This window comes from Citrobacter sp. Cf087, assembly GCF_030334285.1.
GTDB lineage: Bacteria > Pseudomonadota > Gammaproteobacteria > Enterobacterales > Enterobacteriaceae > Citrobacter > Citrobacter freundii.
In genome coordinates, this window is the sequence record NZ_JAOWED010000022.1 from 722,257 (window position 1) to 745,868 (window position 23,612).

The 23,612-nt window shown below is 51.7% G+C and carries 24 protein-coding genes; 11 read left to right on the forward strand and 13 right to left on the reverse strand.

The features are described 5' to 3' along the window. Positions 1–13: 13 nt before the first annotated feature. Both OGV57_RS05590 and ydgH read right to left on the reverse strand, forming a co-directional pair. Positions 14–1,396: an amino acid permease gene (locus tag OGV57_RS05590; protein WP_016150209.1), complete on the reverse strand. Its 1,383-nt coding sequence runs from the start codon at positions 1,394–1,396 to the stop codon at positions 14–16. A 245-nt stretch (positions 1,397–1,641) separates the two neighbouring features. Further along, complete coding sequence (gene ydgH, locus OGV57_RS05595) at positions 1,642–2,586, reverse strand: DUF1471 family protein YdgH (protein WP_003028946.1); 945 nt, start codon at positions 2,584–2,586, stop codon at positions 1,642–1,644. Between the two features lie 525 nt (positions 2,587–3,111). Here ydgH and pntA point away from each other — a divergent pair. Beyond that, a complete protein-coding gene (gene pntA / locus OGV57_RS05600) occupies positions 3,112–4,641 on the forward strand; it encodes a Re/Si-specific NAD(P)(+) transhydrogenase subunit alpha (protein WP_016150210.1) in 1,530 nt (509 codons plus the stop codon). A 10-nt stretch (positions 4,642–4,651) separates the two neighbouring features. Next, complete coding sequence (pntB, locus tag OGV57_RS05605; protein ID WP_032935797.1) at positions 4,652–6,040, forward strand: Re/Si-specific NAD(P)(+) transhydrogenase subunit beta; 1,389 nt, start codon at positions 4,652–4,654, stop codon at positions 6,038–6,040. Between the two features lie 46 nt (positions 6,041–6,086). Here pntB and OGV57_RS05610 read toward each other — a convergent pair whose 3' ends face one another. After that, entirely contained in the window at positions 6,087–7,121 is a 1,035-nt protein-coding gene (locus tag OGV57_RS05610) for an AI-2E family transporter (RefSeq protein ID WP_003028941.1), read from the reverse strand. A gap of 138 nt (positions 7,122–7,259) precedes the next feature. Here OGV57_RS05610 and OGV57_RS23785 point away from each other — a divergent pair, with 138 nt between their 5' ends. The 3 genes from OGV57_RS23785 to mdtI all read left to right on the forward strand — a co-directional run bounded on the left by OGV57_RS23785 (position 7,260) and on the right by mdtI (position 8,219). Continuing rightward, on the forward strand, positions 7,260–7,430 hold the full coding sequence (locus tag OGV57_RS23785; RefSeq protein ID WP_085951052.1) for a protein YdgV: 171 nt from the start codon (positions 7,260–7,262) through the stop codon (positions 7,428–7,430). A 107-nt stretch (positions 7,431–7,537) separates the two neighbouring features. After that, complete coding sequence (mdtJ, locus tag OGV57_RS05615) at positions 7,538–7,903, forward strand: multidrug/spermidine efflux SMR transporter subunit MdtJ (RefSeq protein WP_162778282.1); 366 nt, start codon at positions 7,538–7,540, stop codon at positions 7,901–7,903. After that, the gene (gene mdtI, locus OGV57_RS05620) at positions 7,890–8,219 is read left to right on the forward strand and encodes a multidrug/spermidine efflux SMR transporter subunit MdtI (RefSeq protein WP_003028939.1); all 330 of its coding nucleotides are present in this window, start codon (positions 7,890–7,892) and stop codon (positions 8,217–8,219) included. The genes mdtJ and mdtI overlap by 14 nt, the downstream gene beginning before the upstream one ends. Before the next feature lie 34 nt (positions 8,220–8,253). Here the strand turns inward: mdtI and OGV57_RS05625 are convergent, their stop codons facing one another. The 6 genes from OGV57_RS05625 to msrP form a co-directional block, all read right to left on the reverse strand. After that, positions 8,254–9,075 (reverse strand): trypsin-like serine peptidase, encoded by an 822-nt coding sequence (locus OGV57_RS05625; protein WP_003028938.1) that lies wholly within the window; start codon positions 9,073–9,075, stop codon positions 8,254–8,256. A gap of 100 nt (positions 9,076–9,175) precedes the next feature. Further along, positions 9,176–9,259, reverse strand: a complete 84-nt coding sequence (gene ydgU, locus OGV57_RS23790; RefSeq protein ID WP_085954017.1) for a small membrane protein YdgU — start codon at positions 9,257–9,259, stop codon at positions 9,176–9,178. A gap of 86 nt (positions 9,260–9,345) precedes the next feature. Beyond that, a complete protein-coding gene (asr, locus tag OGV57_RS05630) occupies positions 9,346–9,741 on the reverse strand; it encodes an acid resistance repetitive basic protein Asr (RefSeq protein WP_003028934.1) in 396 nt (131 codons plus the stop codon). A 137-nt stretch (positions 9,742–9,878) separates the two neighbouring features. Further along, on the reverse strand, positions 9,879–11,366 hold the full coding sequence (locus tag OGV57_RS05635) for a carboxypeptidase M32 (RefSeq protein WP_054528362.1): 1,488 nt from the start codon (positions 11,364–11,366) through the stop codon (positions 9,879–9,881). 47 nt (positions 11,367–11,413) lie between these two features. Further along, complete coding sequence (gene msrQ, locus OGV57_RS05640) at positions 11,414–12,040, reverse strand: protein-methionine-sulfoxide reductase heme-binding subunit MsrQ (RefSeq protein WP_054528363.1); 627 nt, start codon at positions 12,038–12,040, stop codon at positions 11,414–11,416. Beyond that, complete coding sequence (gene msrP / locus OGV57_RS05645; RefSeq protein WP_044699866.1) at positions 12,040–13,044, reverse strand: protein-methionine-sulfoxide reductase catalytic subunit MsrP; 1,005 nt, start codon at positions 13,042–13,044, stop codon at positions 12,040–12,042. The genes msrQ and msrP overlap by 1 nt, the downstream gene beginning before the upstream one ends. 189 nt (positions 13,045–13,233) lie before the next feature. Here msrP and OGV57_RS05650 point away from each other — a divergent pair, with 189 nt between their 5' ends. From OGV57_RS05650 to OGV57_RS05660, 3 genes are all read left to right on the forward strand, one after another. Further along, positions 13,234–13,956 carry a winged helix-turn-helix domain-containing protein gene (locus OGV57_RS05650; protein WP_003028928.1) on the forward strand — a complete coding sequence of 241 codons (723 nt, stop codon included), beginning with the start codon at positions 13,234–13,236 and terminating at the stop codon, positions 13,954–13,956. Then, entirely contained in the window at positions 13,953–15,443 is a 1,491-nt protein-coding gene (locus tag OGV57_RS05655) for a sensor histidine kinase (protein ID WP_048218957.1), read from the forward strand. The genes OGV57_RS05650 and OGV57_RS05655 overlap by 4 nt, the downstream gene beginning before the upstream one ends. Positions 15,444–15,586: 143 nt before the next feature. Further along, positions 15,587–16,276 (forward strand): CPBP family intramembrane glutamic endopeptidase, encoded by a 690-nt coding sequence (locus OGV57_RS05660; protein WP_054528364.1) that lies wholly within the window; start codon positions 15,587–15,589, stop codon positions 16,274–16,276. 30 nt (positions 16,277–16,306) lie between these two features. On the opposite strand, the gene ynfM is transcribed toward OGV57_RS05660, so the two are convergent. Next, on the reverse strand, positions 16,307–17,560 hold the full coding sequence (gene ynfM, locus OGV57_RS05665) for a multidrug efflux MFS transporter YnfM/SxtP(Kp) (RefSeq protein ID WP_003836350.1): 1,254 nt from the start codon (positions 17,558–17,560) through the stop codon (positions 16,307–16,309). Between the two features lie 107 nt (positions 17,561–17,667). On the opposite strand from ynfM, the gene ynfL reads away from it, so the two are divergent. The 3 genes from ynfL to bioD all read left to right on the forward strand — a co-directional run bounded on the left by ynfL (position 17,668) and on the right by bioD (position 20,736). Then, entirely contained in the window at positions 17,668–18,576 is a 909-nt protein-coding gene (gene ynfL, locus OGV57_RS05670; protein ID WP_003836337.1) for a multidrug efflux transcriptional activator YnfL/SxtR(Kp), read from the forward strand. 118 nt (positions 18,577–18,694) lie between these two features. After that, the gene (mlc, locus tag OGV57_RS05675) at positions 18,695–19,915 is read left to right on the forward strand and encodes a sugar metabolism global transcriptional regulator Mlc (RefSeq protein WP_003028923.1); all 1,221 of its coding nucleotides are present in this window, start codon (positions 18,695–18,697) and stop codon (positions 19,913–19,915) included. A gap of 125 nt (positions 19,916–20,040) precedes the next feature. After that, positions 20,041–20,736 (forward strand): dethiobiotin synthase, encoded by a 696-nt coding sequence (gene bioD, locus OGV57_RS05680; protein WP_003028922.1) that lies wholly within the window; start codon positions 20,041–20,043, stop codon positions 20,734–20,736. Here bioD and clcB read toward each other — a convergent pair. The 3 genes from clcB to OGV57_RS05695 all read right to left on the reverse strand — a co-directional run bounded on the left by clcB (position 20,692) and on the right by OGV57_RS05695 (position 23,612). Further along, on the reverse strand, positions 20,692–21,981 hold the full coding sequence (gene clcB, locus OGV57_RS05685; protein ID WP_048241635.1) for a voltage-gated ClC-type chloride channel ClcB: 1,290 nt from the start codon (positions 21,979–21,981) through the stop codon (positions 20,692–20,694). The genes bioD and clcB overlap by 45 nt on opposite strands. Positions 21,982–22,100: 119 nt before the next feature. Continuing rightward, positions 22,101–22,715 (reverse strand): Tat proofreading chaperone DmsD, encoded by a 615-nt coding sequence (gene dmsD / locus OGV57_RS05690; RefSeq protein WP_003028918.1) that lies wholly within the window; start codon positions 22,713–22,715, stop codon positions 22,101–22,103. Between the two features lie 42 nt (positions 22,716–22,757). After that, positions 22,758–23,612: a dimethyl sulfoxide reductase anchor subunit family protein gene (locus OGV57_RS05695; RefSeq protein ID WP_054528365.1), complete on the reverse strand. Its 855-nt coding sequence runs from the start codon at positions 23,610–23,612 to the stop codon at positions 22,758–22,760.

Below are 23,612 nucleotides of genomic sequence, written 5' to 3' on the forward strand. Positions count from 1 at the left end.
GATGGGTATAACGTTACCCCATCAGCATCCAGGTAGCCGGCACAGCAGCAACAAGCAGCAGGCCGATCAGCGCCATCTCCTGGCGTTTTAATACGTTTTCATGCGCGTGCGTTTTACGGGCATAAAGGAAAACCAGCAGTCCTGGCGCATACAGCACTACGGACAGCAGCAGGTGCATCGGACCTGACGCATACAATAACCATATGCCATAAATACTCGCCCCGATACCGACAGCCTTATGAATCGGACGGGTAGCAATTTTTAACAGAAATGCGCCGACCAGCAAATAGGGCACCAGAATCATCTCTGAGGCGATAGTCAATAACGTATTGTAGTCGGAACCAGTAAGCCAGATCAGCACCAGGCAGACCTGTACGCAGATGTTGGTCAGCCATAGCGACGCCGATGGCGCGCCTTGCGCGTTCTGTCGCGCAAAAATGCGCGGAAACGCTTTGTGCGTGGAGGCGAGGAACGGCACTTCCGCCGCCATAATCGTCCAGCTTAGATAGGCACCACACACGGAAACAATCAGACCTGCGGCAATAATAATTTCGCCCCATGGTCCCATCATTTTAACCATCAGACCGGCCATTGATGGGTTACGGATCTCCGCCAGTTCGGGACGTGCGACAACGCCCAGAGACAGCAGGGTGACCAGCAGGTAAACGCCCAGTGCGGCAAGTACCGCCAGCAGCGTGGCGCGTCCGACATCGCGTTTGTTTCTGGCACGGGCAGAAACCACCACCGCGCCTTCCACACCGATGAATACCCACAAGGTGATGAGCATGGTGTTTTTGACCTGCTCCCAGACGGGAACGCCCAATGCTACGCCGGTAAAATCGAGAGTAAAGGTGTCGAGCTTAAACAGCATGAACGCCAGCACGATAAACAGACCCAGCGGTAGTAATTTCGCCAGCGTCGCGACCAGGTTAATACTGGCTGCCGTTTGCACACCGCGCAGCACAAGGAAGTGTACGATCCACAGCAGCATCGATGCGCCCACAATCGACTGCCAGGTATTACCGTCGCCAAACAGACGTAACTCAGGCGTGTCGGTAAAGAAGCTGAGTGCAGAGAAGACAATGACCAGATACGAAACGTTAGCGATAACGGCACACAGCCAGTATCCCCACGCGGAGCAGAAGCCAATCAGCTCGCCAAAACCTTCACGCGCATAGGTAAAAATACCGCCATCCAGTTCAGGACGGATACGCGTCAGGATCAGCATGGCAAAGGCGAGCAAAAGAATACCCGCACCGGTAATCGCCCAACCAATCAGTAATGCCGCTGGGCTGGCTACTGCCGCCATGTTTTGTGGCAGGCTGAAAACGCCAGCGCCGAGCATTGAGCTTAAAACCAGCGCGGTCAGTGCGCTCAGACCCAATTTCTTTTCCATTTGTATCCAGTTACAAAAACGAGAGTGAGAGAATAATTATTTTGGCAAACCGCATAAAAATGGTGAAAGCCACTAAGGCGCGGGATTTTACGGAGAGAAGAGAACGCATGCAATGGGGATAGAGAGATTTGTGACTAATAGTGTGAAAAGTCGTCTTAATACTGCTGTTTTTGTTTTGTCTGGGAGCAGAACTGCGCGAAATTATCAGGTCTACAAGGACTGTAGACCTGATAATACATTGGGTATTACTTATACAGATCGGCGCTGATCGTCACGTTGTTACCACGTTCTGACCACTGGCGGGTGATGTGATAATACTTCGCGCCTTTTTTCGCAGCGCGTTTTGCTACCTGATAAGAAACTTCCGTCATGTTGCCGTAGTTACCGGTGAACTTGATGCTGTCGAACGGTACCATCATGGCGGCGGTCGCTTTGTTCAGTTCTTCAACTTTGGTTCCATCCGGTAGCGTGACAGTGTAACGTCCGCCTTTGGTGGATTGCGTTTCGAAGAAGCGACCGACTTCAGCACTCGGAGAAGCGGTAGTCGCAACGCCTGGGATCTCAACTTTCTTCGCGGCTTCGCCACCTGCTGCTAATGCGGCGCGTCCGGCATCAGAATCTGCTGGGATTGCATCAGGGCTTTGCACGACGCGTTTTTTCGCATCAGCTTTGTAGATGAATGCGGTAATACGCTGGTTGCCGCCCTGGTTGGCATCGACCTGGCGCACGATATAGAAGGAATATGCACCTTTCTCTCTCGCAGCTTTGGTGATTGCATCGTTTACTTCAGGCTGGCTACGGTAGAAACCCTGTACCGTAACGGTATCGTAAGGTTCAATCAGAACGGCCTGATCTTTAGGCAATTCCATAACGCCGTTAATGATACGGTTTTTTGACGCTTCCGCTTTTTCAGCGTCAGCTTTATAGACGTCGGCAACAACGCGCCAGTTACCGCCGCTGCCAAAATCTGAAGTATCAACAACATAAAAGGAGGCTGCACCGTCTTTATCTGCACGGCGTGATACGGCAGCAACTGCATCACCGATAGCATTAAAACGACCGGTGACCACAATGCGGTCATAGGGTTTCAGGGCAGCCGCTTGCTCCGGCGTCAATTCTGTCGCTGCATTGACAGAAAAAGCAGTCGCAGAAATAAGTGCGGACGCCAGGAGAGTGTTCTTAAGCTTCATAAAAATAATCCTTCGCCTTGCGCAAACCAGGTACTGGTATTGTTATTGACTAGAAACGTCGCTGATTATTGCATTTAAATTGCGTCAGTGTCTGCGTCATTTTTCACTCATCGTGCCACCTGGCTTAACAACATCGATAACATTTTGTGATATGCCGAAAAATTCGGCGTTTGGTGACCAAAACTGATAAAGCAGTTGAATTTCATAAGTTAATTTAATGTTAATTAATTGTTTTTGGCAGGTACGTAATCATGTTTTGCCGCTTCGCTTAAGCGAATTATCAGCCTTTGTGGGCTATTTTTAGGGCATTTTATCTGTCTGAGGTTCGATTCATCTCTATTTTGCGAATTTCATAATAAATACTGTTTTTTGGCGCTAGATCACAGGCGTCATTTTCAGTAGGTTATACAGAGTTTGTTACTGTTTTATTTTATTGAGGTAACACTGACCTCTCTCGAGAGTGCGCGCATGCCTCGTGCGAACATTGATAAACCATCATCATAATTACAGATGGAAGGGAACATTATGCGAATTGGCATACCAAGAGAACGGTTAACCAATGAAACCCGCGTTGCAGCCACGCCGAAGACGGTTGAGCAGCTGCTTAAGTTAGGTTTCAGCGTCGCGGTTGAAAGCGGTGCAGGTCAACTGGCGAGTTTTGACGATAAGGCGTTTGTACAAGCAGGCGCAGAAATTGTTGATGGAAATGCAGTCTGGCAGTCAGAGATCATCCTGAAGGTCAATGCGCCGGAGGAGGCGGAAATTCCGTTACTCAATCCGGGCACGACGCTGGTGAGTTTTCTTTGGCCCGCGCAAAACCCTGAACTGTTGCAAAAGCTTGCAGAGCGAAACGTGACAGTTATGGCGATGGACTCCGTGCCGCGTATTTCGCGCGCACAGTCGCTGGATGCTTTGAGCTCAATGGCGAACATCGCCGGGTATCGCGCTATTGTTGAAGCTGCACATGAATTCGGTCGCTTCTTCACCGGCCAGATCACCGCCGCAGGCAAGGTTCCACCTGCCAAGGTCATGGTGATTGGTGCGGGTGTGGCAGGTCTTGCGGCGATCGGTGCGGCAAACAGCCTGGGCGCTATCGTGCGTGCTTTTGATACCCGTCCGGAAGTGAAGGAACAAGTGCAGAGTATGGGCGCCGAGTTCCTTGAACTGGACTTTAAAGAAGAAGCGGGCAGCGGTGATGGCTATGCCAAAGTGATGTCCGAGGCGTTCATCAAAGCCGAAATGGAACTCTTCGCTGCACAGGCGAAAGACGTCGACATTATTGTTACCACTGCGCTGATCCCGGGCAAACCGGCCCCGAAACTGATCACCCGTGAAATGGTCGATTCGATGAAAGCGGGCAGCGTAATTGTCGATCTTGCCGCGCAAAACGGCGGTAACTGCGAATATACCGTGCCTAATCAGGTGACAACCACCGAGAACGGGGTGAAGGTTATCGGCTATACCGACCTGCCTGGCCGTTTGCCAACGCAATCTTCCCAGCTTTACGGCACCAACCTCGTCAACCTGCTCAAACTGTTGTGCAAAGAGAAAGACGGCAATATCACCGTCGATTTTGACGACGTGGTTGTTCGCGGTGTCACGGTGGTTCGCGAGGGTGAAATCACCTGGCCTGCGCCACCTATCCAGGTTTCTGCTCAGCCGCAGGCTGCGCAAAAAGCCGCACCTGCACCGAAAGAAGAGAAAAAACCTGTCTCTCCGTGGCGCAAATATGCACTGATGGCGCTGGTGGTGATTTTGTTTGGCTGGCTCGCCGACGTTGCGCCGAAAGAGTTCCTTGGTCACTTTACGGTGTTCGCGCTTTCCTGCGTGGTGGGTTACTACGTGGTCTGGAATGTGTCACATGCGTTGCATACTCCGCTGATGTCTGTGACTAACGCTATCTCAGGGATTATCGTGGTTGGGGCGTTATTGCAAATTGGCCAGGGTGGCTGGGTGAGTTTCCTGAGCTTTATCGCGGTGCTTATTGCCAGCATTAATATTTTCGGTGGCTTCACCGTGACTCAGCGCATGCTGAAAATGTTCCGGAAAAACTAAGGGGTAACATATGTCTGGAGGATTAGTTACAGCTGCATACATTGTTGCCGCTATCCTGTTTATTTTTAGTCTGGCGGGGCTTTCGAAACACGAAACCTCTCAGCAGGGTAACAACTACGGTATCGCCGGGATGGCGATTGCGCTGATTGCCACGATTTTTGGCCCGGATACCGGCAATGTTGCGTGGATCCTGGTGGCGATGATCATCGGCGGCGCGATTGGTATTCGTCTGGCGAAAAAAGTTGAGATGACCGAGATGCCGGAGCTGGTGGCAATTCTGCACAGCTTCGTTGGTCTGGCAGCGGTACTGGTGGGCTTCAACAGCTACCTGTATCACGACACGGGCCTGGAGCCGATTCTGGTGAACATTCACCTGACGGAAGTGTTCCTGGGTATCTTCATCGGTGCGGTAACCTTTACCGGTTCTGTGGTGGCCTTTGGCAAACTGCGCGGCAAGATCTCCTCTAAACCGCTGATGCTGCCGAATCGTCACAAAATGAATCTGGCGGCGCTGGTTGTTTCTTTCCTGCTGCTGGTGGTATTTGTCCGTACCGAAAGCGTGGGCCTGCAGGTTCTGGCGCTGCTGGTGATGACCATAATTGCACTGGCTTTTGGCTGGCATCTGGTGGCCTCCATCGGTGGTGCGGATATGCCGGTGGTCGTTTCAATGCTCAACTCCTATTCAGGATGGGCTGCGGCGGCGGCGGGCTTTATGCTGAGCAACGATCTGCTGATCGTTACCGGTGCGCTGGTCGGTTCTTCTGGTGCGATCCTGTCTTACATTATGTGTAAGGCGATGAACCGTTCATTTTTCAGCGTTATTGCAGGTGGCTTTGGTTCTGACGGTTCTTCTACTGGATCAGATGAAGAAGTTGGTGAGCACCGTGAGATTACTGCGGAAGACACAGCAGAAATGCTGAAGAACTCGCACTCCGTGATCATCACCCCGGGCTACGGCATGGCAGTGGCTCAGGCACAGTATCCGGTCGCGGAAATCACCGAGAAACTGCGCGCACGCGGCATCAAAGTGCGCTTCGGTATTCACCCGGTAGCAGGGCGTTTGCCCGGTCATATGAACGTACTGCTGGCGGAAGCCAAAGTCCCTTATGACATCGTGCTGGAAATGGACGAGATCAACGATGATTTCGCCGATACCGATACCGTGCTGGTGATTGGTGCCAACGATACGGTAAACCCGGCGGCGCAGGATGACCCGAACAGCCCGATCGCCGGTATGCCGGTGCTTGAAGTATGGAAAGCGCAGAACGTCATCGTGTTCAAACGTTCGATGAACACGGGCTATGCTGGTGTGCAGAACCCGCTGTTCTTTAAAGAAAACACTCATATGCTGTTTGGCGATGCCAAAGCCAGCGTGGATGCGATTCTGAAAGCGTTGTAATCGTCAGTGAAAACTAAGACGGCCTCTGCGGAGGCCGTTTTGCATTTTACTCTTTGTTGAGATCGCTCAGTAACACCGCAATGCTTTGACCGCCATTGGTCTGCTCTAGCGCGATTTTCACAATAATGGTTAGCGGAACAGAAAGCAGCATCCCAACAGGGCCGAGCAGCCAGCCCCAGAAGATTAACGACAAAAAAACCACCAGCGTAGACAGTCCAAGTCCACGCCCCATGATCCGCGGCTCGAGGATATTCCCGAATACCAGGTTGATGACCAGATAGCCTGCCAGAACCACCAGCGCATCGTAAAGGCCGCTAAATACCAGCACCTGAGCAATAGGGGGAATGGCCGCCAATACCGAACCGATATTAGGGATGTAGTTCAGGGCGAAGGCCAGTAATCCCCAGACAAAGGCAAAGCGCACATCCAATGCAGCAAGCATGCCCCAGGCGACCAACCCGGTCACAATGCTGATTGCCGTTTTAAGCACCAGATAGTGAGATACGCTGTCGATGGCGCGTTGAATCGCCGCCATACCTTCAATGGGGCGACTCATCATTTGTTTTAGTTTGTTGGGCAGTTGCGGTACTTCCAGCAGCATAAAAACTACCGTCAGTAGCAGTAAAAAGATCGATGACATAGCATTCGAAAGCTGCGCCAGCAAATTGGTCACCAGCGTCATTGCCGCGTTTGGATCGATATATTTGACGAGCTCATCCACGGAAACGCCGATCCCTGCGCGTTGTAACCATGGTTCAAGATTTTTTAGTGGAATAACCAGTGAAGAGCGATATTGCGGTAGCGTACGCGCAAGCTCATTTAAGGATGTGCCTAAATACGCTAACAGCAGTACCATTAGCATTACAATAATAACGATGAGCAATGACACCGCAAATACGCGCGGTATGCGAAGCTTGACCATCCGCTGCACCACGGGGTTCAGCACAACGGCTATAAATAACGCCAGAATAAAGGGGACGATGATATCTGCGGCAAAGCGAATGCCGCTCAGGATGATAACCAGCATGCCCAGCATAATGACTATTTTTAGACCGTTAAGCGTGATGATCGGTTTCGCCATGTGTATTCCTGCGTTTTTGATTTTTGAATCTGAATAATAGTGTGATTTGCGTCGAGCCGTTATAACAAAAATCAAACGGGGCAGGTAAAGAAGTGAAAAGACTTTGAGTTCGTATTGAAGCTATGATACAAATCATCTGTGTTTAACTACCGAGGACAATTATCATCCGCGATGATGAGAAGCAACACTGCGGATAATTGTAATATTATGGACAATATGTTCAGGATGTTTTTGCGTTTACCTTCACTTCTTCGTACCTCTTCCACTTTCTTGCTTGCGGGTGAGCAACACTGGCGCAACGCGCTTTAGTCCCTTCTTCTGCCTGAGCTGGCGCTGTGCGCTGAGCTAACTAATTTTATTTTTTGGTTTACTGCATGCAGTAGGCCCAAAGGACTATATTCTCAAGCAGGAGAAGCATCATGTTTTACTGGATATTATTAGGTCTGGCCATCGCGGCTGAAATTACTGGTACGCTTTCAATGAAATGGGCAAGCGTCGGCCATGGTAATTCGGGCTTTATTTTAATGCTGGTAATGATCGCCTTATCGTATATTTTTCTCAGTTTTGCCGTTAAAAAAATTGCCCTTGGTGTGGCCTATGCCCTGTGGGAAGGGATCGGTATTTTATTTATTACGCTGTTTAGCGTGCTGTTATTTGACGAAACCTTGTCCACATTGAAGCTGGCAGGGCTGGCTTCACTGGTGGTCGGCATTGTGCTGATTAAATCCGGCACCCGAAAGCCTGTTAAACCAGGCAAAGAGGTGACCCATGCAACAGTTTGAATGGGTTCACGGTGCCTGGCTGGGTATGGCCATCGTGCTGGAAATCGTCGCTAACGTCTTTTTGAAATTTTCCGATGGTTTTCGCCGCAAGATTTATGGCGTGCTGTCGTTAGCTGCCGTGTTAGCAGCCTTTAGCGCGCTGTCGCAAGCGGTAAAAGGTATCGATCTTTCGGTGGCTTATGCCCTGTGGGGCGGATTCGGTATTGCCGCGACGTTAGCGGCAGGTTGGGTGCTGTTTGGTCAGCGCCTGAATAACAAGGGCTGGATCGGCGTGATACTGCTGCTGGCCGGAATGATAATGATAAAACTTGCCTGATATCCATGCTGCCCGTTAATGCGGGCAGCATGTGTTATTCCTGCGCTAACGCTTCCAGCTTCTCGCGAAAACCGGTCACGGATATGGCGCGATTATCTGCCCGCCAGCGATCTTTGGCTGCTGGAGCGGAGCTTTGCACACCAATCAACTGCCAGCCAGACTCTGTCTGCAACATCAATGGCGAACCGCTGTCGCCCGGGAGCGTGTCGCACTGGTGTGACAAGACGGTATTCTGCGCCCAGCCGGTCACCACACAATCCTGATGTGTGTACAGGTCGTCCAGATGATCTTCAGGATAGCCCGACTGCGTGACTTTACGATCTGCAGTTTTTAGCGCCGCGGTTAACGCGTCCTTGTCGCCATCAAACAGTGGCAGCGGTGTGATGCCAGACGGCGGATTACGCAGCACCACCAGACCAAAATCCCACGGGGCTGCGGCAGGCGGCACTATCCAGCCATCACCATCGGCTTTTAAACGTTTGGCAAGTGAGGGCGCAACCCGGCCTTCAATGTCGTGGATTTCATAGCGCCAGAGACCCTTTTTAGACACGAAGCGCAATGCGACGGCTTTGTCCGGCTTACCTTTCGGGGGGGTGAGTAAACAGTGTCCGGCCGTCAGGGCCAGATGTGGCGAAATGAGCGTGGCGGTACACAGGTTACCGCTGGCAGTTTCCAGTTGCCCGATAGCGTCCCACGGCGATTGTGTAGGGTCAGTCACCTTTATGCGATCGTCATGACCAAAAAACAGCGTTTTTATATTTTCTGCTTCGGCGCTGTCCGTTGCAGGCTGGTCCGCATGCGCAACGACAGGAAGTAAACAAAGTGAACCCAGTAATACAGCAATGGTTTTATGCATATCACGCTCTGGTGGGGAATTATGATTATTAACAGCAAACCCTCAGTTAATACTATAGACGGGACGACGTGAAAGTGGGAGTAAAATCAGATAACTACATTCAGGCAAGATAAAAACGCATGGCGATGATGGCGCAAATTATCAACGTAATAAGAATTAACTCAAAGCGGTAATGTGACACCATTTTACCCTCCGAAAGGCGGCGCTACATCAGGTCGATCTAGCGCCGTATGCTATGGCGTGGGGGACGCCATAGTGACTACAAATGCATTATGCTGCAGGTTGAGCTGCTGGTTTAGCAGTGTCGTGTTTTACTGCTTTTTTGGTGTGTTTTTTAGCGGCCTGAGCTTTCTGCTCTGGCGCTTTTTGTTCTGCAGCTGGTTTGGTTGCAGCTTTTTTGGTGTGTTTTTTAGCAGCCTGAGCTTTCTGCTCTGGTGCTTTCTGTTCTACAGCCGGTTTTGTGGTGGATTTTTTAGCGTGTTTCTTGGCAGCCTGTGCTTTCTGCGGCGCTGCTTTGTGCTGTTTTTTATGATGCGTGGTTTTTGCCGGCGCAGCTTTAGTGGTTGCTGCAGCAGCCGGAGCGGTTGTAGCAGTTGTTTCAGCAGCAAATGCAGCAGAAGACAGACCCATAGCAGCGGCAACAACCAGAGCTAATACTTTTTTCATTCTCATACCCTCGATTTGGTTTTTCATTCAACCCCACTGCGGGGCCGTTGAAATAACTATATCGCTGTAATCACAGGGCTTCCGTGAGTCATTGGTATCGGTGTGTAACGATATGTACAATGACTCACGGTATGAGATTACAAATAGCGGGCTTCCAGGTGGGTGCGGAAATAACGGCTGCTAAGCGGCTCTCCGGTGGCCTGGGTAATAAGCTGTTCAGTGGTGAAACGGCTGCCATGCTGCCAGATGTTCTGACGTAACCAGTCAAACAGGGGACCAAACTCACCTTGCGCAATAGACTGATTCAAATCAGGTAATGCGTGGTTAGCGGCACTGAACAACTGCGCCGCATACATAGCGCCCAAGGTATAGGAAGGGAAGTAGCCAAAGCCGCCGTCGGTCCAGTGAATATCCTGCATACAACCGTTACGATAGTTTCCGATCGTTGACAGCCCCAGCCAGGCCTGCATTTTCTCATTCCACAATGCCGGGATATCATCCACTTCAATATCGCCATTAATGAGCGCACGTTCGATTTCATAACGCAGGATCACGTGAGCGGGATAACTCACCTCGTCGGCATCAACACGGATAAACCCGGGTTTGACCTGCTGGTTCCAGGCGATGAAATTGCTTTCTTCAAATGCAGCCTGATCGCCAAAGTAGCGCGTTACAGCAGGAATTAACCGTGTCAGAAAGGCTTTACTGCGTCCCAGTTGCATCTCAAAGAACAGACTCTGGGACTCATGAATGGCGGTTGAGCGTGCCAGAGCGATAGGTTGCCCTGACCAGTTACGCGGAAGATTTTGCTCATAGCGGGCGTGACCGGTTTCATGGATCACGCCAAACAGCGCACTGAGTAATTCGTTTTCATCATAGCGGGTGGTAATGCGAACATCTTCTGGTACGCCGCCACAGAAGGGATGTGCACTGATATCCAGCCGACCAGCGGTAAAGTCGAAACCTAGCTGTGCCATTGTTTCAAGACCCAACTCTCGCTGTACAGCTGTTGGGAAGGGGCCTACCGGGGCGATGAGCGACTGTTGAGATTGCTTTGCCACTACCTTGTTTAGCAGGTCGGGTAGCCAGCTTTTAACGTCCGCGAAAAGGTTGTCCAACTGCGCGCTGGTCATTCCCGGTTCAAAAATGTCCAGTAACGCGTCATACGGCGAACACCCTTTAGCTTCTGCGCGCAGTCGGGCTTCTTCGCGGCTATACTTCACAACCTCTTTCAGGTTTTCGGAAAATCCTTCCCAGTCATTTGCCGGTCGCTGGCTACGCCAGGCATGCTCGCAGCGGCTTCCCGCAAGTGATTTTGCTTCTACCAACGATTCCGGCAACAGGGATGCCTGGTGATGCAGTCGCGACATTTCGCGCAGGTTCGCCTGTTCTACATCGTTGAGGTCTTCCTGTTGTGCTGCGGAGATCCACATTGCCACTTTCGGATCGGTTAACAGTTGGTGTTCAAGCACGCTCAGCTCGGCCAGCGCTTCGCCGCGGGCTTTGCTTCCTCCCGACGGCATCATGGTAAACATGTCCCAACTGGCGATTGCCGAGAGGTGGGAGAAGCGAGAGAGCCGCTGGAACGTGCGGGTGAGCTGATGGTAATTATCATTGTTACTCATTTTTTGTTCTCGTTCTGTTTAGGTGTGGTTAAGAAGTTTACCGTGATTCACTCACTTTTCATAAACACACCTTTATACTTGGTTTTTCGTAAAAGTTTTTTATAGCGAAAAGCCAACAGAACCACAAAACAGATGGCGTAGATAATAGGGAGCGGTGACAACACTTTTACCGACCATATGTAATGCAGCGGTAGCAAAATGGCGGCCAGGTAGACGTAGTTGTGCAATGTTTGCCAGCGTTTGCCCATTTTACGCTGCGCGGCTTGCGTGGAGGTCAACGTCAACAGGAATAAGATAATCCAACCGGTCATGCCCAGGGATAGCCATGGGCGTGAAACCAGTTCACGACCCAACAATCCCAGATTTTGTATACCCAGTTCCAGCAGAGCATAGCTGGCCATATGCAGTGTGGCCCATGCAAAACACCATAAACCTAACAACCGCCGGGTACGAAACAACAAAGGCTGCTTTGCGTAGCGTGCAAGCGGGGATACCAGCAAAGTAGCAAGCAAAAACTTTAGCGCGGTAATACCCGTAAAGTGCTGGATATCTTTTCCCGGGTCGGCACCCAACCCGCCATGCTGCGCGGCCCAAAAGAGCCATAGCAGGGGTAAAAAACCGGCGAGATGCAGCAGCACTTTCAGGCCGGTTATCTGTTTTGCGGTCAATCTCACTAAAAATACTCCCGAAGATCCATACCCCGATATAACGATGCCACCTCATCGGCATAACCATTAAAAGGTAACGTGGGCTGTCGCTGCACATCAAGAATGCCACCCGAACCGATAAACCGTTCAGTAGCCTGAGACCAACGAGGGTGATCGACCTGCGGATTTACGTTGGCGTAAAAACCGTATTCATTCGGTGCTGACATATTCCAGGTCGTCGGTGGCTGCTCACGCGTCAGCGTAATACTGACTATCGATTTAATGCCCTTGAAGCCGTACTTCCAGGGTACGGTCAGGCGTATCGGCGCCCCATTTTGCGGCGGCAATGCTTTGCCATATACGCCTACGGTCAGCAGTGTTAGCGGATGCATGGCTTCATCCAAACGCAGACCTTCAACATAGGGATATTTTAACCCACCGCCAATGAAGCGATCTTTCTGGCCGGGCATTTCATCAGGGGCGTAGCGAGTTTCAAAGGCGACGTATTTGGCGTGACTTGTTGGCTCAACCAGCGCCAATAATTTATGCAAAGGAAATCCGACCCACGGCACAACCATCGACCATGCTTCAACGCAACGCATCCGGTAAATACGCTCTTCTAACGGAAAGCGAGTGGTCAGAGCATCATGATCCAAGGTTAAAGGTTTGTTGACCTCACCGTTGATCGTCAATGTCCAGGGATCGGTTTTCAGACTACCGGCATTGGCGGCGGGATCTGCTTTATCCAGACCAAATTCATAGAAATTGTTGTAGCCCGTCACCTTCTCTTCTGGCGTCAGAGGCAGGCTGTTTTGCCAGCGCCCGGGCTTTGTAAATTCGAGCGCTTTGCCTGCGGGTGCTGGTGGACGATCGTTGCCTTTAAACCAATCCAACAAATTAGCCTGTGTAGGGGAAGACAGCGTGGCCGCCGCCGCGCCTATCCCAAGTGCTTTGAGGATTTGTCGTCGTTGCATAAAAAAAACTGATTCGGCTGTAACATCAGCTTCCCGAAGTGGACGTTTTTTCTGCATAACTTTTCCTTTTTATTTTCATGTTAAGGAAAACAAAGCGACGTTTCCCTGTTGATGCCTGGTGTGTCTATAACGACATACTGCGCGTATGCGTATCCCTGGATCCTCACGAAAAGTTAAAAATTTTGTGATAACTTCCGCCCCTTGCCTGAGGTAAGCTTTCAGCACGACGAGAGGGGGATGACACTGATGGCAGGCGCGAAAAAGATATTTTTGGTGGAAGATGACAGCGATATTGCCTCACTTTTGCAGCTTAGCCTGAAGGATGAGGGTTACGAGATAGTTCATGAAGCGGACGGCACGCGAGCGCTTGAACAACTGGAGAAACACGTTTGGGATGCCGTTATCCTCGATTTGATGCTGCCAGGTGTCGACGGGCTGGAGATTTGTCGGCGCATTCGCCAAATGAGTTTTTATTTGCCCGTTATTATTATCAGCGCCCGGACCAGCGAAACGCACCGTGTATTGGGGTTGGAAATGGGGGCCGATGATTATCTGGCCAAGCCTTTCTCGGTGCTGGAGTTGATGGCTCGGGTGAAGGCGTTGTTTCGCCGTCAGGAAGCGATGAGTCAGAACCTGCGTATGGAGGCGGGGATTATCACCGTTCATGGCGTAGAGATTGACCCTTTAGCCCGGGAAGTTCGGCTGCATGGTAAATCCCTCGATTTGACACCGCGAGAATTCGATCTGCTCTATTTTTTCGCCCGTCATCCAGGCGAGGTCTTTTCGCGCCAGGCGCTGTTAGATCAGGTGTGGGGCTACCAGCATGAAGGGTATGAGCATACGGTGAACAGTCATATTAATCGTCTGCGGACCAAAATTGAAAAGGATGCTGCGGAGCCGGAAATTATTCTCACGGTTTGGGGACGAGGCTATAAGCTTGCTGCGGTTAATGCGGAGCATCAGCCATGATTTATCGCCTGTCGCTGAGCCAGCGTCTGACTCTGGTCTTTACCGCCATTATGCTGATTTGTGCGGTTGCCGTCAGTGCTGTCCAGGTTCGCAGTAGCAAACAATATGGCGACGCGATGGTGCAAAGGCTCTCGCTGGAGCTGGCGAGCAAGATTGTCAAAAGTGAGTCGCTTATTGATGCCAGCGGGCAGGTTAATCGCCAGACCTTAAAAGGATTGTTTAATCACCTGATGACGCTCAACCCCAGCGTGGAGCTGTATCTGGTTTCACCATCAGGTGAAATACTCGCTGATGCCGCACCGCCGGGGCATGTCCAGCGGCAGAAAATTAGCGTGCAGCCGATTCAGGATTTCCTTAACTCAGATGCGTTGCCCGTATATGGCAACGATCCGCGCAGCAGCCAGCAAAAGGTATTCAGCGCCGCGCCGGTTTTATATAACGGTGAGCTGCATGGCTATTTGTACATTATTCTGCAGGGCGAAGATCTGAATATGTTGGCGAATACCGCCTGGCAAAAAACGCTCTGGAATACCGTGGCCTGGACGTTAATACTGGTTTTATTAGCCGGCGGAATTGCAGGTTTTCTGGTGTGGCGATGGGTGACGAATCCAGTGAAAAGGTTGACTGGGCAGGTGGTCAAACTGGAACAGGACAGCATTAGCGTCATCAAACAGCTGGCGCAAAAAAATCCCGATCCGGCCCCGGCAAATGAAATTGCGTTGCTGAACAATGCGTTTATCGAGTTAGCGCAGAAAATTGCGCAGCAGTGGGATCTATTAGCGGACAGCGATCGTCAGCGCAGAGAGTTTATAGCCAATATTTCGCACGATTTACGCACGCCGCTGACTTCATTGCTGGGGTATCTGGAAATGCTGTCGCTGAAAGCCGATACGATGACGCCGGAGGAAAACCGGCATTATCTTAGTATCGCGCTGCGCCAGGGACATAAAGTTCGTCATCTGTCACAACAGCTGTTTGAGCTGGCAAGACTGGAGCATGGCGGTATAAAACCGCAGCGTGAACGTTTTGCTATTGGTGAATTGATCCAGGATGTGGCACAGAAATTTGATCTCCCTGTTGCCACGCGTCATTTGCAGTTGCACCTTGACGTAATGGGGCCGTTACCGCTGGTGAATGCCGATTTATCAATGATAGAAAGAGTTGTGACGAATCTGCTGGATAACGCTATCCGTCATACGCCTGACGGAGGCGAAGTGCGGCTAAAAGTCTGGCGTGATGCAGACCGTTTATTAGCTGAAGTTCAGGACAGCGGGCCAGGGGTAGAAGAAGCTGTGCGAGAAGTATTGTTTCAGCGCCCGACCGCGTTAGTTCCCCGTGAGCAGAGGGCTGAGCGCGGCGGCTTGGGCTTACTGATCGTGCGTAGAATGCTCGAGCTGCATGGAGGGGATATCAGCCTGGTTAGCTCAACGGCAGGGGCCTGCTTCCGTTTTTCGTTGCCGCTGGCGGATTCTCCCCTGAGTAGTTGACGGTGAAGTTCCGGAGTAAAGAGGGTTTTGGCATTGCCCCAATGGGCATTGCGTAAAAGTTGGTAGGTTGTCAGTGATAATGAGAATTTTTATCATGTATCAGTAATTCATCAACTTATCTTCGATGAGCGCAAGGAGATTGTATGTCACAGGATGCCGACAACCTGTATATCGCCAGGACCAAAGCAGTAGCTGGCTGCTTTTCAATGTTTTTACTGATGTTTGGCCTCACGTTTACCCCGTTGTTTTTCCCCGCGAGTCAGGGCCTGCTTGCCAAAGGGCTACTTTTCCCGCTGTTGTTTGCATTGGAATTTGTTGTGCTGGTTCCGCTGTATTACTTCTTCTTCAGAAAAAGAGAGGGGCTGGGCAAAGGCATTTTCAACGCCAGGTGGTTTACCATTTTGTTCGCGGCGCTGCTGTTTATTCAGCTTATCCTGCCATTGATTTTGGATCTCAGACAAACCGAAGCGTGGGTGACCAGCCAAATATCCTTAAGTAGTTACGCATTGTGGTTATCTACGTTGACTCTGATATTTATTGCGCCAGTTTATGAAGAAATTGTTTTCAGAGGCTGTTTATTCAACGCGTTCCAGTACTGGTTCAATAATAAAACCTGGCTGTCGTCAGTGGTGGTATCGGTCATTTTTGCCATCATGCATACGCAGTATGTGGATCTACGTACGTTGCTGATGTTGTTTCTTGTGTCGCAGGTTTTGATCATCGCCAGACTGAAAAGCAACGGCCTGTTGATGCCGATCATGCTGCATATAGTGATGAACGGGACGGTTATTGCTCTGCAAATGGGAGCCCAGACGTTACTGCCTGATTCATAAAGGCGATGCCCGGAATCCGGGCATCGGGGATTATACGTGCAGACGATGGTGCAAACGTGCGCCGACCAGCAACGCCAGCACCAGCATCAGGGCGATAAATCCGCCCACGCCGTTCCAGCCGTAGCTGTGCCAGAATACGCCGCCGAGCGTACCGGCAATACTGGATCCCAGATAATAGCTGAACAGATACAGGGAAGAAGCCTGGCCTTTAGCGCGTTTTGCCCGTGGTCCAATCCAGCTGCTTGCTACGGAGTGCGCGGCAAAAAAACCAGCTGAAAAGAGCAGCATCCCGGCGAAGATCAGCCATAGCGATGTGAACAGGGTCATCAACAGTCCAACCAGCATTACGCCAGTTGAAAAGAGCATTACCGGGCCACGGCCATAACGAGTGGTCATAGAACCTGCTTTTGGCGAACTCCAGGTCCCGGTCAGATACGCCACAGATAACAGACCGACAACCGCCTGGCTGAGTTCCCACGGAGAGAGCATCAGGCGGTAGCCGATGTAATTAAACAGCGTGACAAATGATCCCATCAGTAAAAATCCTTCCGCAAACAGCAGCGGCAAGCCTCTGTCGCGCCAGTGCAAGCGGAAGTTGATAAACAACGTTTTCGGGCGCAGCGACGTTGGTCTGAAATGACGAGATTCCGGCAGGATTTTCCAGAACATCAGCGCAGAGGCAAGGGCAAAACAGCCGATCGCCGCCAGCGCGATACGCCAGTTAAAAAAGTCGGTAAACACGCCGCTGATCAAGCGACCACTCATACCGCCAATCGAGTTACCGCTGATATACAAGCCCATTGAAAAGGCGACGAAACTGGGATGAATCTCTTCACTCAGATAGGTCATCCCTACCGCCGCGACTCCGCTCAGTGAAAGACCTATCAGCGCCCGCATGATTAAAATACCGTGCCAGCTGGTCATCATTGTTGAAAGGAGCGTACAACAAGAGGCGAGCAGCAGCGCGGTAACCATCACCGGCTTGCGGCCAATAGCATCTGAAAGTGGGCCGGTAAACAGTAACCCTATCGCCAGCATCGCCGTTGAAATGGAGAGTGAAATACTACTGCTGGCAGGAGAGACACCAAACTCGTGCGAAAGCACAGGGAGTATGGGTTGTACACAATAGAGGAGGGCAAAAGTCGCCAGTCCGGCGGAAAACAGCGCCAGCGTGACGCGCATAAATGGGGATGTTCCGCGTTTGATAAAACCATCCGGCGGGGTAACTATCTGTTCATCAATATCGCTTGTTGGCGCGGTATCGACAGTTGTTGTACGGCTCACTTGAAATCCTTGCTCATCCAATTACGTCTACAGGACCAGCCTTAAGAGTATGAAAATCACAATATTCTGTCTAATATATTAATAATCTCAAATAATACTTTAAAAATATGAATATCGAACTGCGTCATTTACGTTACTTTGTGGCCGTTGCCGAAGAGTTGCATTTTGGTCGGGCGGCAGCGCGATTAAACATTTCGCAACCGCCGCTAAGCCAGCAGATCCAGATCCTTGAACAGCAGGTTGGCGCCCGGTTACTTGCCCGAACTAACCGTAGCGTGGCGCTGACCTCTGCCGGAAAGCAGTTTCTGGCAGACAGTCGGCAGATCCTCGGGCTGGTTAATGAAGCCGCCGCCAGGGCTGAGCGTTTGCATTTGGGAGAAGCAGGGGAATTGCGTATCGGCTTTACGTCGTCGGCGCCGTTTATCAAAGCCGTTTCAGATACGTTATCTCTGTTTCGTCAAAGCTACCCGGCAGTGCATATGCAAACCCGCGAAATGAACACACGTGAGCAAATTGCCCCGCTCAATGAAGGGACGCTGGATTTGGGACTTCTGCGCAATACGCAGCTTCCGGAAACGCTGGAGCGTGAAATCATTCTGCATGAACCACTGATGGCGATGATCCCACGCGCGCATCCGTTGGCGCAAAAACCTGTGGTCACGTTGGCCGAGCTGGCGAATGAGCCATTTGTCTTTTTTGACCCCCATGTGGGGACAGGGTTGTATGACGATATTCTTGGCCTGATGCGTCGCTATGGACTAAAACCGACGATTGCGCAGGAGGTTGGCGAAGCGATGACTATCATCGGGCTGGTGGCTGCAGGATTAGGGGTTTCTATACTTCCTGCTTCTTTTAAACGGGTGCAGCTATATGAAATGTGTTGGATCCCGATAGCGGAAGAAGATGCTGTCTCGGAAATGTGGTTAGTGTGGCCAAAGCATCATGAGCAAAGTCACGCCGCGCAACGCTTTCGTGAGCAGCTGCTGGCGGCCGTTCAGGCGATTAATTTAGTTTAAAAATGAGTGAAAATGTGCAGTAAATCACAAGGCTAAGTAAAAAGTTGACGGGAGCCATTGAAGTGCTTCACCATAGCCCGCAGATTATTTCGGAGCGCGAAAATAAAGGGAGTAAGTGGTGGTTGCTGATAGTCAGCCTGGGCATATCGATCAAATTAAGCAGACCAATGCTGGCGCGGTTTATCGCCTGATTGATCAGCTGGGTCCGGTATCGCGTATTGATCTCTCTCGCCTGGCGCAATTGGCGCCTGCCAGTATTACTAAAATTGTCCGCGAAATGCTCGAAGCGCACCTTGTGCAAGAGCTGGAAATCAAGGAAGCGGGCAGCCGCGGGCGTCCGGCAGTTGGGCTGGTTGTTGAAACGGAAGCCTGGCACTATTTATCCATCCGTATCAGTCGCGGCGAGATCTTTCTGGCACTGCGCGATCTGAGCAGCAAACTGGTGGTAGAAGATTGTCTTGAAATGGAGCTGGTCAGTGAAACACCGCTTCTGGAACGTGTTATTACCCAGGTCGACCAGTTTTTCATCCGCCATCAACAAAAGCTGGAACGCTTAACCTCCATCGCCATCACCTTACCCGGCATTATTGATACTGAAAACGGTATCGTGCATCGCATGCCATTTTACGAAGATGTCAAAGAGATGCCGCTGGGCCAGGCGCTTGAGAACCATACTGGCGTACCGGTCTATATTCAGCATGATATTAGCGCCTGGACCATGGCTGAGGCGCTTTTCGGCGCATCGCGTGGTGCGCGTGACGTCATTCAGGTGGTGATCGATCATAACGTGGGTGCCGGGGTGATCACTGACGGTCATTTACTGCATGCAGGCAGCAGTAGCCTGGTGGAAATTGGCCATACGCAGGTGGATCCGTACGGTAAACGCTGCTACTGCGGTAACCATGGTTGTCTGGAAACGATCGCCAGCGTCGACAGCGTGCTCGAACTGGCGCAGGTGCGCTTGAAGCAGTCAATGAGTTCTTCTTTACACGGGCAACCGCTGACGGTAGACGCACTGTGTCTGGCGGCAATGCAGGGTGATTTATTGGCGAAAGATATCATTAGCGGCGTCGGGACCCACGTCGGCAGAATTCTTGCCATCATGGTGAATTTGTTCAACCCGCAAAAGATATTGATTGGGTCTCCGCTCAGTAAAGCGGCAGATATCTTGTTCCCCACCATCGCTGACAGCATTCGTCAGCAGGCACTTCCGGCTTACAGTCAGCATATAGTCGTTGAAAGTACGCAGTTTACCAATCAGGGGACGATGGCGGGGGCGGCGCTCGTTAAGGACGCGATGTATAACGGTTCTTTGTTGATTCGTCTATTACAGGGTTAACATTTTTTAACTGTCGTACGAAAAATTGCGCTATCTCAAGCTGATCCTGGTCGTCATACCTTAGACTTTCTCCACTGTTTTATTTTCCTGACTTATATTTTCAAAGCATAACGGTGGAGTTAGTGATGCTGAAGCGTTTCTTTATTACAGGTACAGACACTTCTGTTGGGAAGACCGTGGTTTCCCGCGCATTACTACAAGCGTTAGCGTCAGGGGGTAAAAGCGTTGCGGGTTACAAACCTGTAGCCAAAGGTAGCAAAGAGACGCCCGAAGGTCTGCGCAACAAAGATGCGCTGGTGCTGCAAAGCGTGTCCACTATCGAACTGCCTTACGAAGCGGTCAACCCGATTGCGCTCAGCGAAGACGAAAGTAGCGTAGCGCATAGTGGTCCGGTCAATTACACCCTGTTATCCAACGGTCTCGCAAGCCTCAGCGAAAAAGTCGATCACGTTGTCGTGGAAGGCACCGGAGGCTGGCGTAGCTTGATGAACGATCTGCGTCCGTTATCGGAATGGGTGGTGCAGGAACAACTGCCGGTGCTGATGGTTGTGGGTATCCAGGAAGGCTGTATTAATCATGCTATCCTCACCGCACAGGCGATTGCCAGCGACGGACTGCCGCTGATTGGCTGGGTCGCGAACCGAATCAACCCGGGGCTGGCGCATTATGCGGAAATCATTGATGTGCTGGGTAAAAAATTACCTGCCCCGCTTATCGGTGAACTGCCTTATCTGCCTCGTGCAGAGCAGCGTGAGCTGTCGCAGTACATCCGTCTGTCAATGCTCGGCAGCGTGCTGTCGGTAGATAGAGTCGTGGCGTAACGTACGCGACAGCACCGACGCCAGGACACAGGCAATCAGTAATCCGGGGAGCAGGCGATACTCCCCGGTCATTTCACAAACCATCAAGGTCGACATTATTGGTGCATGCGTGGTAGCAGCCAGTAGCGTGGCCATCCCCGTTAAGCCCAGCAAAATAGCAATTTCATCCGAGCCCGGAAGCCATAATCCCCATACCTGACCCAGCAGCATGCCCACCGACAAGCCGACAAACAGCGTTGGCGTAAACACGCCACCTGGCGCACCGGATCCACTGCTGGCAAGCACCGCCAGTAATTTGCAGATAAAAATCCCGCTAACTACGGCCAGCAGCGGTGGCGAAAGTAAATATGACTGCACCACGCTGTAGCCATTACCCCAGACTGCAGGCGTGAGCAATGAAAGCAGGCCAACGATCAACCCACCAAGCGCCAGTTGCCACGGCGGCGAGAGTTTTAAGCGCAAAAAACCATTATGGCTGGTGGTCATCAGCCACATGAAGAGCGGTCCGCAGAAGCCAGCAGCCAGACCGGTGCTGACAATCATAACGTATTCCAGAGTATGCAATTCCCGAGACAGGTGAACGGTATACAGCAGCGCATTGTTGTCGCTAAGCAGATTGGTGGTGAGTAATGCGACTACGGCGGACACCACTACCGGTCCCAGTGATGCGAGGATCAGCGTGCCAAACAACACTTCGGCAATAAATAAACTGCCCGCCAGCGGGGCATGATAGGCTCCGGCCATACCCGCTGCGGCGCCGCAGGCAATCCATAACTTCCATTCTGTACGTGGGGTAAAGCGTTGAGCAAAGCAGGAAGCCGCCAGCGCCGCCAGTAAAATCATGGCACCTTCGCGTCCGATAGCGCTCCCGCTGGCGACAACCAGTAACGAGGCCAGCGATTTCACCAGGCTTGCACTGACGTCAAATTGTCCGTCGGTTTGTAGAGCTTCCATATAATCAGTGGGAGCCTGTGGGCGTAAACGGTTAAATTTTTGCCAGCCCCACAGTAGTAATCCAGCCGCCAGACCGCCGAGTGCAGGTGTCAGCATACGCCTTAAAGGCGAAAGGTTTGTCGCAGCGTTGACCAGACTCCCCGTGTTATTGCTCAGAAACAACCATTCGAGAAGCAGCATGGCATGACGAAATCCTGCGACGGCCAGCGCAGCAAGGACGCCAATCAACGCGGCGATCAGCAGACGGCGGAACATGGCGCGCAGGTCAGGATAAGCATGTAAATGATGCATGTGTGGCCAGAGAGGAAGTTTCAGACGTTTTATTTTGCGGCTATTTGACAACAGAAGCAAAAGCTCAGCGTGCGCAACAGGATGCACCACAGGCAGTATGCATCCTGCCTGTGACGAAATTAACGAAACAAAGGCTTATCGGCTACCGGGATCAGTAACTGTGATTGCCACTGTGCCAGCGTCAGACGCGCCAGCTCACCCAGCGCCTGGTAGAACGGGTGATCGGCTTTTTCGATAAATACATTAAGGAAGCGCGATGACCATGGGAACAGATGCCAGGCCAGCAGCTGTTCGCACTCGGTGTGGCGTTCGTTCTCAGCAAGCCAGGCCGTCAGCAACAGTAGTGAACCAAAGTGATCTTCTGGCTCATTTTGCTGCATAGCAAACTGGATACCGTTGTCACGCATCCACTGACGCAGAGCCAGCGTGGAGTCGCCAAACAACACGTTTTCACGATCCAGCCAGACGGATCCCCAGGGCGGAGAAGGGAGCGCATAAGGGCCAACAAACAGACGTTGCCAGGCCTGCGGGAGAGACTCATCGGCCTCAGCCTGAAACTGTGCAACTAACGGCGAAAGCGTTGTCTTTTCAAGCGGCCACTGCGCCTGCCAACCATCGTTGCTTAACGCACTGACCAGTGCCGAAGCTTCGGCACTGTCTGGGGCATAGTAAAACAGCGCGCCGAGCACACGCGCTGCGGTGGAAAAGTTGTCACGTTGTGAAAAATGGGTCATGCAAACAATCCTGAACAGTGCGGGTTGCCCCGCACCCGAAAATTAACCTGCGACAGCCATTCCGACTGTCATATGTAAACCGTAAAACAAGCCGCGGCCAATGATTTCACCGGCGAGGACGCACACTAAGCCCAGCGCCAGTCCGCCGACGGACGGTTCTTTGCGACGGACAAGCGGGCATATCCAGCAGCCCAGCCCCGCAACCAGCAGGAGGATGCGCCAGACCTGCAGGCTTGCGTAGTCGGGCACCAGCGCGCCGGCGTTTTGTACCGAACTGTGGATTTCGCTGAGCGACAGTCCCTGCAGCACAACAACAGCCACGGTCACCAGTAGGGCCAGCGCGCTGATGCCGGCGAATCTGGCAGGGCTGCAGGAAACACCCGCAGCCCGCAGCAGCAGGGCGGCAAACAGCGGCCCGCTCAGCAGCATCGTCATGAAAAACGCCAGTGTAGTATAGTCGTTATACCAGGTTGGGACGGTGTCTATCTGGTAGACGTTGGTCATCGCATAGACAAATACCAGGCCCAGCAACATGCTCAACAGCAGCCAGATTTTACCTAACGTTGCGGGCATTTTACCGAGAAACGCCGCCAGCCACCACAGCCCACCGACGGCGAAAAACAGCGAACCGCTGGCAATTTCGTTACTCAGCGCCGATGCGCCAATTCGGTTCAGCGAGTTAAACGCGCGCAGCGGCGAACCTAAATGCATGACTGAGGCGAGAAAGGCGATGCCCATCACCAGCCACAGAAAAAACATGCTGCGCACAATACGCTGCTTTACCGCATCGTCTTTAGTGGTTAGCCAGCCGTAGCCACTTACGATCAGCGCCCCGGCTACGCACTGGCCCAGCACCGTGAACAGTACCAGCGGCCATTCATGCCATCCATTTCCCAT